Source organism: Sphingopyxis sp., assembly GCF_019459305.1.
Lineage (GTDB): Bacteria > Pseudomonadota > Alphaproteobacteria > Sphingomonadales > Sphingomonadaceae > Sphingopyxis.
In genome coordinates, this window is sequence record NZ_JAIBES010000133.1 from 1 (window position 1) to 14,531 (window position 14,531).

Consider the following 14,531-nt stretch of genomic DNA (forward strand, 5'->3'; position numbering starts at 1 on the left):
CGCCCCCTCCCCCCCCCCCCCCCCCCCCCCCCCCCCCCCCCCCCCCCCCCCCCCCCCCCCCCCCCCCCCCCCCCTAAATAAAAAGCGGCAGCGCACGTCGTTGTCGTTGCCGCTGCGTTCGATCGCCCGGCCCGCCACCGCGCCGCCGATCGCGCCGAGGATGGTCCCCAGCGTTTCCGAACCGCCGGGTGCGATGACGTTACCCGCCACGCCGCCAGCGATGCCGCCGACGATCAGCCCGGTCGAACCGTCGTTGCGGCGGCAGTAAAATTTGCCGTCGCGGCCGCGATAGACGCGGTCGTTGTTCGAGAGGCGGCGTTCGCGGTAGCGGCGATCGGTGCGATAATAATTGTCGGCATAATAGCCGCCGTGACGCGGGTCGGGGCGGTTGTAATCATAGTTGCCGTATTGGCTGTAGGTGTTGCTATCATAATAGCCATAGCCGCCGTCGTCATAACCGGTACCGGCGCCGATACCGCCATAACCGCCGGTCGAGGTGCAGCCGGCCGCGAGCGCGGTCACGGCAGCGAGGGGGATCATCATCATCTTTTTCATCGAAGTCTCTCCAATGGGGTCGCGTGCCGGGCACGCGGGTTGGTATGCTTTACCCCTCTGGTTGATAGACCCCCGGTGGCGAGCATGGTTCCGCGCGGGCGCGAGCGTTGCGGGCGTTACAGGCCGCACGACCAATTTTGCTTAAGATAAATTTACTACGCGCCGTTATAGCGGGTTGATGGCCGTTCCCCGCAAAAGCCCTGCCACGCGCCTGATCGTGGGCGGCCTGCTGGTTGTTGGCGGATCGGTCGCGGCGTCGATGCTGTTCACCCATCTGAGCTTCGTGCGGTTTGGTGACCTGGAATATCGCGGCGCGATGTGGGCGGCGGCGATCGTGCCGCTGCTGGTCGCGCCGACCGCCTATGGCTGGGTCGCGCTGCTGAGCTGGCGGCTGCACCTGGCGAATGCCGCGCTCGACACGCTGGCGCGGCGCGACTCGCTGACCGGGTTGGACAATCGCCGCGCATTTGTCGAGGCGGCGCGCGCGCGGCTGGCGGCGGGCGAGTCGCTGCAATTGCTGGTCGCCGACATCGACCATTTCAAGCGGATCAACGACAGCATGGGGCATGCCGCGGGCGACCTGGCGCTGGTCCATGTCGCGGGGGTGCTGACGCAGGCGGCGCCGCATGGCAGCATCGTTGCGCGGATCGGCGGCGAGGAATTTGCGCTGCTGGTCCCCGCCGCGACCGACCCCGCGGCCCTGGTGGCGCGGATCGCCGCCGAACTGGCGCATATGCCGGTACCCTCCGCCGCCGGGCTGAAACGGATGACATGCAGTTTCGGGGTCGCAGCGGCGCAGCCGGGCGAAGGGCTGGACAGCCTGCTGTCGCGCGCCGACGCCGCGTTGTACGCGGCAAAGGACGGCGGCCGCGACCGGATGGCGCTGGCGAGCTGAACCGCCCGCCGCCGCCGCGGTGGCGAAGTTGTCAAACTTGTCACTCTATCGACCCCGCAAAATCGGGCGGAAAGCTGAGCCCCCTCCGTTCATCAATCGTGTTCGCGCCCGCCGGCGCCGAGATAGAGTTCGCGGCCCGATTCCTCATAGACTTCGCTCATCTGTGCCATGCCTTTTTCGGCTTCCTCGACGGCGATGAAGCCTTCGGCATCCTGATTTTGCAAGCGGGCGAACTCGCGCACTTCCTGGCTGATCTTCATCGAGCAGAACTTCGGGCCGCACATGCTGCAGAAATGCGCGGTCTTGGCGCCTTCCGCGGGCAAGGTCTGGTCGTGGTACTGCTCCGCCGTGTCGGGGTCGAGCGACAGGTTGAACTGGTCGCGCCAGCGGAATTCGAAGCGCGCTTTCGATAGCGCGTCGTCGCGGACCTGCGCGGCGGGGTGGCCCTTGGCGAGGTCGGCGGCGTGGGCGGCGAGCTTGTAGGTGACGACGCCGACCTTCACATCGTCGCGGTCGGGCAGGCCGAGATGCTCCTTCGGCGTGACGTAGCAAAGCATCGCGGTGCCGTACCAGCCGATCTGCGCGGCGCCGATGCCGCTGGTGATATGGTCGTAGCCCGGCGCGATGTCGGTGGTGAGCGGCCCGAGCGTATAGAAGGGCGCCTCGCCGCATGCCTCCAGCTGCTTTTCCATATTCTCCTTGATCTTGTGCATCGGAACATGGCCCGGGCCCTCGATCATCACCTGTACGTCCTGCGCCCAGGCGCGCTTGGTGAGCTCGCCCAACGTGTAGAGCTCGGCGAACTGCGCCTCGTCGTTGGCGTCATAGATGCTGCCGGGGCGGAGGCCGTCGCCGAGGCTGTAGGCGACGTCATAGGCCTTCATGATCTCGGTAATCTCGTCGAAGCGTTCGTAGAGGAAGCTTTCCTTGTGATGCGCGAGGCACCATTTCGCCATGATGCTGCCGCCGCGCGACACGATGCCGGTCATGCGCTTGGCCGCGAGGGGAACATAGGGCAGGCGGACGCCGGCGTGGATGGTGAAATAGTCGACGCCCTGTTCGGCCTGTTCGATCAGCGTGTCGGCAAAAATTTCCCAGGTCAGATCTTCGGCGACGCCGCCGACCTTCTCCAGTGCCTGATAGATGGGGACGGTGCCGATCGGGACGGGCGAGTTGCGGATGATCCATTCGCGGGTGTCGTGGATGTTGCGGCCGGTCGACAGGTCCATGACGGTGTCGGCGCCCCAGCGGATCGACCACACCATCTTGACGACCGCGGCCGCGACGTCGCTGGCGACCGCGCTGTTGCCGATATTGGCGTTGATCTTGACCAGGAAGTTGCGGCCGATCGCCATCGGTTCGGATTCGGGGTGGTTGATGTTGCTGGGGATGATCGCGCGGCCGCGGGCGACCTCATCGCGGACAAATTCGGGGGTGACATAGTCGGGGATGCTGGCGCCGAAGCTTTCGCCGTCGCGCTTGTACTCGGCGAGGCGCGCGCGGCCAAGATTCTCGCGCTCGGCGACATATTCCATCTCGGGCGTGATGACGCCGCGGCGGGCGTAGTGCATCTGGCTGACGTTGTACCCCGGCTTGGCGCGGAGCACCTGGCGGCGGACGTTGGGGAAGGCGGGGACGCCGCCTGAGCGATCCGGGCCGAGCTGGCCGTTATCCTCAGGCTTTACCTCGCGCTGGGTGACCTCTTCGACGTCGCCGCGGCCGCGGATCCACTGGCTGCGGATCTCGGGGAGGCCGGCATTGATGTCGATCGTCGCGTTAGCGTCGGTGTAGGGGCCGCTGGTGTCATAGACGCGGACGGGGGGCTCGCCGCTGTGCGGGTCGAGGTCGATCTCGCGCATCGCGACGCGGATGCCGCTGCCGGTCTGGGTTGCGACGTGGATCTTGCGGCTGCCGCGGATCGGACCGGTGGTGACGCCAATGGGGGTGGCGGCGCCCTTGTCGAGACGGGAATCGATGTCGGCCATGTGCAGTCGCTCCGTTGGTTATCGGAGCGAAAGACGGTTTTCCGGTGTGGAACGCCGACCCTCCCTCCGCCGGTATTATCCGGATCAGGTTCAACGGGTCGCGGTGTATTCCGCTCTCAACCTGCGTTTGCGCGGCAGGCTCCCCGGGGATGGCGAAGGTGTAGCGGGCCGTAGCGTCGCTGTCGAGCGGCGCGGCACTATTTCGTTGCGGCAGCGTGGAAATCGTGCACGAACTGGCCGGGGATGCGGCTGTCGTAGCTGCGCTGCACCTGACATTTGCTTTGTCGGCGCTTGCAATCGGCCTGCGCGGCCTGCGCCCCGCGTTTGGCGGTGCGTTCGGCGACGACATTGGTGTCGTTGGTCGCCTTGAACGGCTGGATCAGGCCGTTGCCGACCGAAGCAGCGACGCGGCACTGCGTGCTGGCCGAGGCGGCGGCGCACGCCGCCAGGGCAGCCTGCTCGGCAGCCACAAGGCCGCGGTGACCGCTGGCAATATAGAGCCGCCCGTCATAGCCCTTGCCGTACACCCACGCGGCGCTGGCGTAAAATTTGCGTGGGGTCGGCTGGGGGCTGTAGCGGCGCTTGTCGGCGTCAAAACTGTGCAGGATTTCGCAGGGGAGCAATTGTTTCGACGAGCATTCGGCGAACACCCGCTTGCGGCTGGCGCCGCCCTGGCCGTTCCAGCCGTTCCAGAGGCCGCCCTGGCTGTCGCGCATGATCGTCATCGACGAATTGTTCCAGTCGCCGATCGAGGTGCAGCCGCCGCCCATCTCGCGGTTGCATGCCTCCAGCGCCTCGCGCTTCGCGGCGTCGGCATTGTTCCAGTTGCCGGCCATCCACACGTCGTCGGCATCGGCATGCCAGGCGACAGAGCCAAAGGCATAATAGACCCCGCCGCCCCCGTCGCCGCCTCCCCCACCGCCGCTGCGCTCACATATCGGGACTGCTGCGACCCCGTGGCTGCCCCCCGACACGCCGACCTGCACCTCGCCGGGGCCGGGGCCGCCGGGGCAGGGATAGGCGGCGGTGGCGGGTGGCGCCAACGCGAACAGGAAAAGGCCCGCCGCGGTGACCCGCGCCAACAGGAGGCGCCAGCGAGGGACGCGAGCGGCGGTCAAGGGTCTCATGAGTGGCAACCATAGCGCTTGTCGTGCTGCTTTACCCGATGGCATGGGGTACCGGTACAATCGGCCGGTGCGACGGCCGGATCATCGCTGTGTTATGGCTGGTGCGGTCAAGCATACGCGCGACCACAGATGAGGAGGCAGGCAGATGATCGGGCAATGTTTTCGGCGGCGGCACCTGTCGGCTGCGGCACTGGCGCTGTTTGCGGCGACAGCGTCCGGCAGCGAGGCGGCCAGCGCCACCAACCCTGCAGGCAGCGCGGGACCGACCGCTGCGCCGCAAGCGGGCCGCGCCACCAAAGACGCAGGCGCCCCCGCCCCCCGTGGTCAAGCCGAGCGGGCAATGGCCGAAAGCGACCGCTTGTTCCTCGAGATGGCTGACGGCGCGTGCAACGCGGTCGACTTTCCGTCCTTTTTCAAGGCGTTCAGCGGCTCGTGGGCGGTCCGCACGAAATACACCGCGGCGACCGTGACGCATGGGATGAACGGCAAAAGCCGCGCAGCGCCCCGCCGCGAATATCTGGATCGGAACGATTTCCCGATCGAGCCGATGGACTCTGAGTTTGTCACGGCGGCATCGGCGGCGGCGTTCGAAACCAAGCCCGACGTGTCGTGGCGCGACCTGTCTTACGTCCAACTGGAATTCAACACCGCAAACGACAACCGGCGCCGTGTCGACTGGCTGCCGGGGATTTTCGAGAAGCATCAGACCCCGCCGCCGCCCGGGCTGGAAGAGGGGCTGGGCGAGCTGGTGCGGGCTACCGGTGGTGGCGGGACGTTGCTGTTTTTCCCGACCGCGACCTGCTGGGAATTGGTCGAGGACGTGCGGACCCCGATGCCGCAGCCCTAATCGTCGGGTGTGAGCTGCTGGCAGGCGGGGGGCGAATGGAGGTTGGTATGAAAGCAATTTTGGCGATGGCGGCGGCAGCGGTGCTGGCCGCGGCGAGTCCGGCGGCGACGGTCGATGATCTGGCGTGGCTGGCGGGGAGGTGGAGCCGCGAGGAGGGCGAGCGCTGGACCGAGGAAAGCTGGACGGCGCCGCGCGGCGGGGTGATGCTGGGGCATAGCCGGTCGGGGCGCGGCGACAGCTTGCGCGACTTCGAGTTTCTGCGGGTGCAGGCGGGTGCCGACGGCATCCCCGCCTATATCGCGCAGCCGGGTGGGGGCGCACCGGTGGCGTTCCGGCTGGTTCGGCGCGATGCTACGAGCGCGTCGTTCGAGAACGTCTTGCATGATTATCCGCAGCGTATCCAATATGCCCGCGATGGCGAGACGCTGACCGCGACGATTTCGCTGATCGACGGGTCGAAGCCGATCAGCTGGACCTTGCGCCGCCACTGATCGCCCCGACCGCGAAACGGGATTGTCTCACTTTCCAATATGGAAAATTATAGCTTGCCGATGTGGAAAGCGTAACCTATGACTTTCCACATTGGAAAGCATGGAGGCAAGTGATGGACCCGATCGAAGCTCAAGCGGCACTCGACAGCATGACCGCGGTTCAGCGCGAATTCGCGACAAGCGGCCCGAAATATCCGCTGTGGCGGCATGTTGCCTTTGCTGCGCTGATGGGTGCGATTGTACTTAGTCAGGGGTTCGGGCCGCCGCTTCAGATCCTATTGTTCGTTTTTGCTATGGCGGCGGTGGCCTGGATCATCGCCGACGACCGGCGGCGTTACGGGGTGTTTGTTAGCGGGTATCGCAAGGGGCGTACGCTGGGCGTGACGCTGTTGATGGTCGTGCTCCTACTCGCCGCGATGGGCGCGGAGATTCATGCGCGGGTCAACAACCTGTCGCTGGCGGTGAAATGCGGGATTGCGGGCGGCGCTTTCGTTGTCGCGCTCGCCGCCAGCCTGCTTTGGACGCGCATCTACGATCGCGAATTGCAGGACGGGGCGGCGTGACGATGGACGGCATCGACATGCTGCTCCACGCGCCGGCGCGGCTTCAGATCGCGGCGCTGCTCGCCAAGGTGACCGAGATGGAATTCGCCAGGCTGCGCGAGCTGGTTAAGGTCAGCGATTCGGTGCTGTCGAAGCATCTCGCGGCCCTGAGCGACGCCGGTTATGTCGCGCTGCGCAAGGCGGCCGAGGGGGGGCGGCAACGCACCTGGGCCTCGTTGACCCGCGTCGGGACACGCGCGCTCGATCGCCACGTCGCCGCGTTGCGCGCGATCGTCGCGCATCTGCCCGAGGTGGCCGAATAGGCGGTTGGACCCCGGTCGGGGATTTCAGCCCGTCCGGCGCGCCAGATACACCCCCGCGACCATCAGCGCGATGCCCGCAAGGCGTTTCGCATCGACCGGAAAACGCATCGATCCGAACAGCGCGAAATGGTCGATTACCGCGGCGCTGATCAGCTGGCCGACGAGGACGAAAAAGATCGCGTTGCCGACCCCGAATTTGGGCGCGATGAAAGTCACCGCGATGACGTAGAAAGCGACGAACAGCCCGCCTAGGTAGAAGTGAAACGGGATGTCGTTAGTGAAGCGGATCTGGCCGACCGAGCCGGTGACCAGCGCGCCGCTGGTGGCGATCAGGAAGGCGAGGCCGAACAGGATCATCGATGCCGCCATCGGGCTGCCGAGCCGCCCGCCAAGCCCGCCGTTAAGCGCGGCGAGGATCGGGATGCCGATGCCGGTCAGCAGCATGATGATCGCAAAGGTCGGGGCGTTGCTGCTGGTCATTGCGGGGGCGCTTTTGCGGCCTGCGCGGCGCGGAACTCGGTGACTGGGAGGCCGCCGATGCCCCAATTGTCGAGATCGACCTCGTCGATCGTCACCACCGTGGTCCCTGGATTCTTGCCCAGGATGCGCTGGAGCAATTCGGTGACGCCGCCGATCAGCTCGGCCTTTTGTTCAGACGTCGCGCCTTCGCGGGTAATCTTGATGTTCACATAGGGCATTGGTGGGCTCCTTAGCTGGCGGTTTGCGCGGGCCAGCCCGGCATCGCGGGAAAGCCCGGCAGCGCGGCGATCCGGTCTGTCCATTCGCCGATTGCCGGCCAGCGGGCAAGATCGATGTCGGCCTCGCCCGCCAGCGCCAGATAAGGGCTGGCGGCGAGGTCGGCGATGGTCAGCCGGTCGCCGACGAGCCAGCGGTGGTCGGACAGGTGAGCGTCGATCACCGGCAGGATGCGCGCGGTGACTGCCTGCGCCTGCGCCTCGGCGATGACCGCGCCGAACTGGCGCGCGAGGCGCAGCGTAGCCGGGCCGTTCGCAATTTCGTTGGCCGCGTGCGACAGCCAGAGCGCGATTTCGCTGCGTTCCCCGGGCGTGTGGCCGTCCCAGTCGCCGGGGCGGTGGCGCGCCGCGAGATAAGTCAGGATCGCCTGGCTGTCGCGCAGTTTGCGGTCGGCTTCGACATAGACGGGGATCTGGCGCATCGGGGTGATCGCGGCGAAAGCGTCGGACTGGCGCGCGGCGGCGTCGGTCAGCTGCTCGTCCCACGGCAGGTCGAGGAAGGCGAGCGCCATGCGGACCTTGTGGGTATTACCCGACCGCGGGGTGCCATAAAGCTGGATCATCGTCATTCTCCGGAAAGCTGGGTACGAAGCGCGGCGTTTTCGGCGCGCAATTGGTTGATTTCGGCCGCCATCGGCTGGATCGCGGCGGAAATTTCGGCCTCGGTAAAGCGCGGGGTGATGTGCTGCGAACAATTCCACTCCCAGCCGATCACGTCGATCAGGAAGGCGCGTTCGGGGACGGCGCGATAACCCTCGGACATCAGCGACGTCACGAGCGCGGGATCGTCGGCGAGTTCGATGCTGTGCGCGTTGCCAACGAGCTTCAAACGGTCCTTGTTCGGATAATCCATCAGGAACAGCGAGACGCGGTCGTTGCCGGCAAGGTTCGCGGTACTGATATATTGTTTGTTGCCGCGATAGTCGGCGAAACCAATGCGGTTGCCCTCGATATGACGCAGGAAGCCCGCGGGGCCGCCGCGATGCTGCATATAGGGCCAGCCGTCGGCGTTGACGCTGGCCATGTAGAAGCTGTCGCGCAGTGCGATGTAGCCCAGCTCCTTGTCGGTCAGCGTGTCGGGGGTGCCATCGGCGCCCGCGTCCATCTTGAGATAGGCGGCGCGCGAGCCGTGACGTTCCTGCAGGACCTTGACCGCGTCGTTGAACAGGGTGTGACGGTAATTGCGCGCCATGATGCCGATCCTTCGCAAAGGGAGCGAACGAAGGCCGGGAGGGGGGACATACCTTCGTTCGCCAGACCCCATTTAGATCGTTGCTCTGAATGTGAAAACAAGCGAAGATTGAACAACTCTGTTCCGATAAGTGGAATAATCAATGGACCGGTTGCTGACCCTGGAGATGTTCGTCGCGGTGGCGAGCGAAGGTGGGTTCGCTGCGGCGGCGCGTAAGCTGGGCAGCTCGCCGCCCGCAGTGACGCGCGGGATCGCGGCGCTGGAGGCGCGGTTGGGGACGGTGCTGTTTCATCGTTCGACGCGCGCGGTGGCGCTGACCGATGCGGGGGCGGCGTTTCTCGAACAGGCGCGGCGCATCCTGGCCGATCTCGCCGGGGCCGAGCGCGAGCTCCGCGGCGCGGCGGCGGAGCCGCGAGGGCAGCTGTATGTGACTGCGCCGGTGATGTTCGGGCGATTGCATGTGCTGCCCGTCGTCGGCGCGCTGATGGCCGAGCATCGCGAGCTGATGGTGCGGATGATGCTGATCGACCGCAATGTGCGGATCGTCGAAGAGGGTATCGACGTCGCGGTGCGGATCGGCGCGCTCGCCGATTCGGGGCTGAAGGCGGTGCGGATCGGCTGGGTGCGCCAGATGCTCGTCGCCAGCCCGGCCTATCTGGCGCGCCGCGGGGCGCCGCAGACGATCGCCGAGCTGGCGGGGCATGACCTGATCGGAATGATGGGGCCGCGCGCGGCGGGCGAGTGGCAGTTGGCGAGCGTCCGATGGCGACTCGACCCGCGGCCGCGGCTGGTGCTCAACACGGTTGACGGGGCGCTGGCGGCAGCGGAGGCGGGGCTGGGGATCGCCAACCTGCTGAGCTACCAGCTCGCCGATGCGCTGGCGGCGGGGCGGTTGATCGCGTTGCTGTCAGGGGAACAGCCGCCCGCATTGCCGGTCCACCTGCTGTTCGAACCGTCGCGCGCCGGGTTGCCCGCGGTGCGGTCGTTTGTCGAGGCGATGAAGGGGCGCGCGCGGGTGGCGGGGCTGGGATGATCCCGTCAGATTCAGCGCAGCAAGTAAACAATCCTCTCCGTGGCGAAGCTATGGGGAGGTGGCAGCGCGAAGCGCTGACGGAGGGGCGTTGGCGCCGACGTCGCGGCCCCTCCACCCCTCGCTTCGCGAGCGGTCCCCCTCACCATGGCTTCGCCACAGGGAGGATCAACGCTCGCAGCGCAACCGGTTAGAACTGATACGCCAGCCCGCCACCCAGCAGCCATTGGTTCGCGCTGCCGACGTCCTTGATGATCGGCGAATCGGCGTAGCGCGACCCCATGCGGGCATATTGGGCGCCGCCGATCAGCACGAAGCCCTTGCGCAGGTCGCCCGACAGCGCATAGGCGCCCGCCAGCCCGAGCGTATATTTGCCCGCGGTCGCCTTGCGCCCGGCGCCGGTATAGACGGGCAGGCCACTCGCGGCGCTGCCCAGCGCGTCGATGTCGTAATAATAACGGCCGAAACCCTTGCCGTAAAAATTCACCGACGCCGATACGCCCAGATAGGCGCGTTTCGACAGCGGGGTGCCATAATCGATCGTCGGCGATGCGGCCCAGCTGCCGTGGCGTCCCGACACGTCTTTCAGCGCGACGAAGCGAAAGCCGATCTGGTCGTAATCGCTGGTAATGACCCCGGTGTGGGTGACCCCGGTGAAAAAGCCGACTTCGACCGCGAGCTTCTTTTCGCCGAGCGCCTCGACCTGCGGATCCTTGATGCCGCTGGTGCGGTCGCCGCGCAGGTTGATGATCGGGCCGAACTTATAGTCGGTCGTCTGGCCGCGGCGATGGCGGATCAGGTCGACCTGAAAATTGGTGCCGCGGGTCGAGAAGGAATAGCCGTCGTAGCGGCCGCGCACATAGAAAGCGGGCAGGATGCGGCGCTCGTCGGAGCCGTTGTAGCTGGGGGTGCTGAGCACGCCGGCGGCGACCGAGATATAGTTTCGCGACCATTTGCGGTCGGGATCGTCATCGTCGTCGCGCGCCGCGGGGAGCAGGATGTCGTCGTCGATGTCGCTGACGTCCTGCATATATTGCGCGGGCTGTTCGGCGCCGGGGGCCAGCTCTTCAAAGCCGTTCGCGATCCGAGCAGCGGGGACCGCCGCCTCTTCGGCCGCCGCTGGTGCTGCAGTGAAGCCGATGAAGGCCAGCGCGGCGAGAAGCGAAAACGAACACTTCGGACGAACAGGGCGGAAGAGCGGGGTTAACGTGGGCATGTTCGTCCTATATTTTTGCCCCTCTTGCCGAGGGTTTAAGCGATGGTCCGGGCATTGCAAAGGCTTCGCCTTGCCCAAAGATGGTTTTGGCCGCATCGTGCTTTTCATGCATCACCGCTGCCTTGCCGCCTCCCTATCGCGCCGCTTCGCCATTGGTTCCCGGCGAAGCGCTATCCTGTTTGTCCAAACCATGCTGTCACAGGCATGAACCGCACGCCGCGCCTGATCGGTTACGCGCTGATGGCGACCGCAGCGGCGCTCGCCTTGGCGCAGCGGCGCGGGGCGATCGACAGCATCGGGCCGTTTCCGGTCGCCGCGGCCGCGCTGCTAGTCGGGATGGTCGGGTTGACGCTGGTGTTCACCGACCTGATGGTGCGCGGGCTTTACGCGCAGGTGGACGCGGCAAAACGCGACGAGGAGGATGACTAGCTCCCCTCCCGCTTGCGGGAAGGGATCAGATTGGCTTTTCATTCGACAGTATCGGCGGTTACGATTATGACCGCGCGATGACCGATCGACCGTCAACGCCGCTGCTCGACACGGTGGATGTCCCCGCCGACCTCCGCAAGCTGAAGCCCGAAGACCTCCGCCAGTTCGCCGACGAGCTGCGCGCCGAGATGATTTCGGCGGTCGGGACGACCGGCGGGCATCTGGGCAGCGGGCTCGGGGTCGTCGAACTGACCACCGCGCTCCACTATGTGTTCGACACCCCGCGCGACAAGATCGTGTGGGACGTCGGGCACCAATGCTATCCGCACAAGATCATCACTGGGCGCCGCGACCGCATCCGCACCCTGCGTACCGGCGGCGGCCTGTCGGGCTTCACCAAGCGCAGTGAGAGCGAGTACGACCCGTTCGGTGCTGCGCACAGCTCGACCTCGATCAGCGCCGCACTGGGCTTTGCGATCGCCAACAAGCTGAAGGAGCAGCCCGGCCGCGCGATCGCCGTGATCGGCGACGGGTCGATGTCGGCGGGCATGGCCTATGAGGCGATGAACAATGCGAAGCAGGCGGGCAACCGGCTGATCGTTATCCTGAACGACAATGACATGTCGATCGCGCCGCCGGTCGGCGGATTGTCGGCGTATCTCGCCAAGCTGGTGTCGTCGCGGCCGTTCATCGAGCTGCGCGAAATCGCTCGGCGCTTTGCGCGCAAATTGCCCGAGCCGCTGCACAAGGCGGCGAAAAAGACCGACGAGTTCGCGCGCGGCATGGCGATGGGCGGGACGCTGTTCGAGGAGCTCGGCTTTTATTATGTCGGGCCGATCGACGGGCATAATCTGGATCATCTGATCCCGATCCTGGAAAATGTCCGCGACAGCGACCATGGCCCGGTGCTGATCCATGCTGTGACGATGAAGGGCAAGGGCTATGGCCCCGCCGAGGCCGCCGCCGACAAATATCATGGCGTGCAGAAATTCGATGTCATCACCGGCGAACAGGCGAAAGCGCCGCCGGGACCGCCGGCATATCAGAATGTGTTCGGCGAGACGCTGGCGAAGCTGGCCGACACCGACCCGCGCATCGTCGCGATCACCGCGGCGATGCCGTCGGGGACGGGCGTGGACAAGTTCGCCAAGGCGCATCCGACACGCAGCTTCGACGTCGGCATCGCCGAACAGCATGCGGTGACTTTTGCCGCAGGGCTGGCAGCGCAGGGGATGCGGCCGTTCTGCGCGATCTATTCGACCTTTCTCCAGCGCGCCTATGATCAGGTCGTGCATGACGTGGCGATCCAGAACCTTCCGGTGCGCTTTGCAATCGACCGCGCCGGGCTGGTCGGCGCCGATGGATCGACGCATGCGGGCTCGTTCGACGTTACCTATCTGGCGACGCTGCCCAATATGGTGGTGATGGCGGCGGCCGACGAGGCCGAGCTGGTCCATATGACCTATACCGCCGCCGAATATGATGACGGCCCGATCGCTTTCCGCTATCCGCGTGGCAATGGCACCGGGGTGGCGCTACCTGAGGTTCCGGTGAAGCTGGAGATCGGCAAGGGGCGCATCGTGCGCAGCGGCAAGACGGTCGCGATCTTCTCGCTCGGCACGCGGCTCGCCGAAGCGCTGAAGGCCGCCGACACCCTGGAGGCGCGCGGTCTTTCGACGAGCGTCATCGATTTGCGCTTTGCCAAGCCGCTCGACGAGGAACTGATCCGCAAGACGCTGGCGAGCCACGAAGTGTGCGTGACGGTCGAGGAAGGCAGCGTCGGCGGCCTTGGTGCGCATGTGCTGACCTTGGCGAGCGACGAGGGGCTGATCGACGCGGGGCTGAAGCTGCGCACCTTGCGCCTGCCCGATATGTTCCAGGATCAGGACAAGCCCGAACTGCAATATGACGCGGCGGGGCTGAACGCGCCGCAGATCGTCGATTGCGTGCTGAAAGCGCTGCGCCACAACAGCGCGGGCGTCGAGGAGGCGGGCGTGCGGGCTTAGTCGGGATCGCTGGCAGCGGGGGCGAGGCCAATGGATTTCCTGAAACTCATCCAGTCGCTTGACGAGCTTCTCTATGAGATCATGTCGTGGCTGATCTTTTATCCGGTCACCTTGTGGCGGACGCTGACCAAGCCGCTGACCATGATGACCTATTCGGAGGCTGAGCTCGGCGATCCGGCCGAGCGGCAATATACCGACACGCTGTCACCGCCGCTGTTCCTGCTGCTGACGGTCGCGCTGACGCATGCCACCGAGCTCTCGCTGGTCGGGCAGGACGAGCTGGTGATCGACCGGACCGGGCTAAGCGCCTTTGTCAGCGACGACAGCAGCCTGATTCTGGCGCGAGTGGCCTTTTTCAGCATTTTTCCGCTGATCATGGCGGCGCGGATGGTGCGGGCGCGGCATGTGAAGCTCGACCGTGTGCCGCTCAAGCCGCCCTTTTACAGCCAATGCTATGTCACCGCGCCGTTTGCGATGATGACCAGCGGCGCGTCGATCCTGATGCGGATGGGAAGCATCGAGTGGGAGGTGGCGGGTCTGGCGCTGCTCGTGTTCGCCCTGCTGTGGTTCGGCGCGCTGCAGATCCTGTGGTTCGCGCATCATTTGCGCACCGGATACTGGCGCGCCGCGGGCCATGCGTCGCGGGCGATGGTCGAGGCGCTGGTGCTGTTTACCGCGGTGTCGCTGCTCTTTCGTTAGCCGACCGGGACGATCGTCGCCTGCGCGATCGCGCAACGGCGCGGTTCTTCGCCCTCGCTTTCGGCCCAGACATCGGCGCGGACGATCGCCTGCCGCCTGCCCGCCTTGACCACCGTTCCGCGCGATCGCAAATGGCTGCCCTTCGCGGGGGCGAGGAAGTTGATCGTATAGCTCCCGGTGACGACATCGCCAATTACGCTGCTGGCGGCCCAGGCGCAGGCATTGTCGGCCATCAGCCCGACAATCGCACCATGGGCATAGCCGTGATGTTGGGTCATGTCGGGGCGCAGCGCGAGCAGCAGTTCGGCCTCACCTTGGAAACAGCGCAGCGGTTCGACGCCGAGGAAGGCGGTGAAGCCCGACGCATCGACCGCGACGCTTTTCATATAGGCGACGGCTTCGTCGTTGCTGGCGAATGTGTGACCGCGCATGGGGAATC

Annotated in this window: 17 protein-coding genes, 1 pseudogene and 1 riboswitch; of the genes and pseudogenes, 9 read left to right on the plus strand and 9 right to left on the minus strand. The window is 65.9% G+C overall.

Annotation, left to right across the window (positions count from 1 at the left end):
- Positions 1 to 84 precede the first annotated feature (84 nt).
- A pseudogene (locus K0M74_RS15780) lies at positions 85 to 555 on the minus strand (glycine zipper 2TM domain-containing protein); the annotation flags it as partial.
- 178 nt (positions 556 to 733) lie between these two features.
- Here K0M74_RS15780 and K0M74_RS15785 point away from each other — a divergent pair.
- Complete coding sequence (locus K0M74_RS15785) at positions 734 to 1,450, plus strand: GGDEF domain-containing protein (RefSeq protein ID WP_293974579.1); 717 nt, start codon at positions 734 to 736, stop codon at positions 1,448 to 1,450.
- Positions 1,451 to 1,542: 92 nt separating this feature from the next.
- Here K0M74_RS15785 and thiC read toward each other — a convergent pair whose 3' ends face one another.
- Together thiC and K0M74_RS15795 are read right to left on the minus strand one after the other, a co-directional pair.
- Complete coding sequence (thiC, locus tag K0M74_RS15790; RefSeq protein ID WP_293974582.1) at positions 1,543 to 3,435, minus strand: phosphomethylpyrimidine synthase ThiC; 1,893 nt, start codon at positions 3,433 to 3,435, stop codon at positions 1,543 to 1,545.
- A gap of 44 nt (positions 3,436 to 3,479) precedes the next feature.
- A riboswitch (TPP riboswitch) is annotated at positions 3,480 to 3,591 on the minus strand.
- 41 nt (positions 3,592 to 3,632) lie between these two features.
- On the minus strand, positions 3,633 to 4,517 hold the full coding sequence (locus K0M74_RS15795) for a DUF4189 domain-containing protein (RefSeq protein ID WP_293974585.1): 885 nt from the start codon (positions 4,515 to 4,517) through the stop codon (positions 3,633 to 3,635).
- Between the two features lie 190 nt (positions 4,518 to 4,707).
- On the opposite strand from K0M74_RS15795, the gene K0M74_RS15800 reads away from it, so the two are divergent.
- From K0M74_RS15800 to K0M74_RS15815, 4 genes are all read left to right on the plus strand, one after another.
- Positions 4,708 to 5,409 (plus strand): hypothetical protein, encoded by a 702-nt coding sequence (locus tag K0M74_RS15800; RefSeq protein WP_293974588.1) that lies wholly within the window; start codon positions 4,708 to 4,710, stop codon positions 5,407 to 5,409.
- Between the two features lie 47 nt (positions 5,410 to 5,456).
- A complete protein-coding gene (locus tag K0M74_RS15805; RefSeq protein ID WP_293974591.1) occupies positions 5,457 to 5,900 on the plus strand; it encodes a DUF6265 family protein in 444 nt (147 codons plus the stop codon).
- A 113-nt stretch (positions 5,901 to 6,013) separates the two neighbouring features.
- Positions 6,014 to 6,463 carry a hypothetical protein gene (locus K0M74_RS15810; RefSeq protein ID WP_293974594.1) on the plus strand — a complete coding sequence of 150 codons (450 nt, stop codon included), beginning with the start codon at positions 6,014 to 6,016 and terminating at the stop codon, positions 6,461 to 6,463.
- A 2-nt stretch (positions 6,464 to 6,465) separates the two neighbouring features.
- Positions 6,466 to 6,765, plus strand: coding sequence for a transcriptional regulator (locus tag K0M74_RS15815; protein ID WP_293974696.1), 300 nt, complete (start codon positions 6,466 to 6,468; stop codon positions 6,763 to 6,765).
- A 24-nt stretch (positions 6,766 to 6,789) separates the two neighbouring features.
- Here K0M74_RS15815 and K0M74_RS15820 read toward each other — a convergent pair whose 3' ends face one another.
- Genes K0M74_RS15820 through K0M74_RS15835 form a run of 4 tightly spaced genes read right to left on the minus strand, consistent with a single transcriptional unit; the run spans position 6,790 to position 8,712 of the window.
- Complete coding sequence (locus K0M74_RS15820; protein ID WP_293974597.1) at positions 6,790 to 7,245, minus strand: DMT family transporter; 456 nt, start codon at positions 7,243 to 7,245, stop codon at positions 6,790 to 6,792.
- Positions 7,242 to 7,463 carry a 4-oxalocrotonate tautomerase family protein gene (locus K0M74_RS15825; RefSeq protein WP_293974600.1) on the minus strand — a complete coding sequence of 74 codons (222 nt, stop codon included), beginning with the start codon at positions 7,461 to 7,463 and terminating at the stop codon, positions 7,242 to 7,244. The genes K0M74_RS15820 and K0M74_RS15825 overlap by 4 nt, the downstream gene beginning before the upstream one ends.
- An 11-nt stretch (positions 7,464 to 7,474) precedes the next feature.
- Entirely contained in the window at positions 7,475 to 8,083 is a 609-nt protein-coding gene (locus tag K0M74_RS15830; RefSeq protein WP_293974603.1) for a glutathione S-transferase N-terminal domain-containing protein, read from the minus strand.
- A 2-nt stretch (positions 8,084 to 8,085) separates the two neighbouring features.
- Positions 8,086 to 8,712, minus strand: coding sequence for a pyridoxamine 5'-phosphate oxidase family protein (locus K0M74_RS15835; protein ID WP_293974606.1), 627 nt, complete (start codon positions 8,710 to 8,712; stop codon positions 8,086 to 8,088).
- Positions 8,713 to 8,854: 142 nt separating this feature from the next.
- Here K0M74_RS15835 and K0M74_RS15840 point away from each other — a divergent pair, with 142 nt between their 5' ends.
- Positions 8,855 to 9,745, plus strand: a complete 891-nt coding sequence (locus K0M74_RS15840; protein WP_293974609.1) for a LysR family transcriptional regulator — start codon at positions 8,855 to 8,857, stop codon at positions 9,743 to 9,745.
- 187 nt (positions 9,746 to 9,932) lie between these two features.
- Here K0M74_RS15840 and K0M74_RS15845 read toward each other — a convergent pair whose 3' ends face one another.
- The gene (locus K0M74_RS15845) at positions 9,933 to 10,958 is read right to left on the minus strand and encodes a MipA/OmpV family protein (RefSeq protein ID WP_293974612.1); all 1,026 of its coding nucleotides are present in this window, start codon (positions 10,956 to 10,958) and stop codon (positions 9,933 to 9,935) included.
- Positions 10,959 to 11,162: 204 nt separating this feature from the next.
- Here K0M74_RS15845 and K0M74_RS15850 point away from each other — a divergent pair, with 204 nt between their 5' ends.
- From K0M74_RS15850 to K0M74_RS15860, 3 genes are all read left to right on the plus strand, one after another.
- Positions 11,163 to 11,387 carry a hypothetical protein gene (locus K0M74_RS15850; protein ID WP_293974615.1) on the plus strand — a complete coding sequence of 75 codons (225 nt, stop codon included), beginning with the start codon at positions 11,163 to 11,165 and terminating at the stop codon, positions 11,385 to 11,387.
- A 77-nt stretch (positions 11,388 to 11,464) separates the two neighbouring features.
- A complete protein-coding gene (gene dxs / locus K0M74_RS15855) occupies positions 11,465 to 13,393 on the plus strand; it encodes a 1-deoxy-D-xylulose-5-phosphate synthase (protein WP_293974618.1) in 1,929 nt (642 codons plus the stop codon).
- 30 nt (positions 13,394 to 13,423) lie between these two features.
- Positions 13,424 to 14,092: a hypothetical protein gene (locus K0M74_RS15860; protein ID WP_293974621.1), complete on the plus strand. Its 669-nt coding sequence runs from the start codon at positions 13,424 to 13,426 to the stop codon at positions 14,090 to 14,092.
- Here the strand turns inward: K0M74_RS15860 and K0M74_RS15865 are convergent.
- Positions 14,089 to 14,523 carry a PaaI family thioesterase gene (locus K0M74_RS15865; RefSeq protein WP_293974623.1) on the minus strand — a complete coding sequence of 145 codons (435 nt, stop codon included), beginning with the start codon at positions 14,521 to 14,523 and terminating at the stop codon, positions 14,089 to 14,091. The genes K0M74_RS15860 and K0M74_RS15865 overlap by 4 nt on opposite strands.
- Positions 14,524 to 14,531 lie beyond the last annotated feature (8 nt).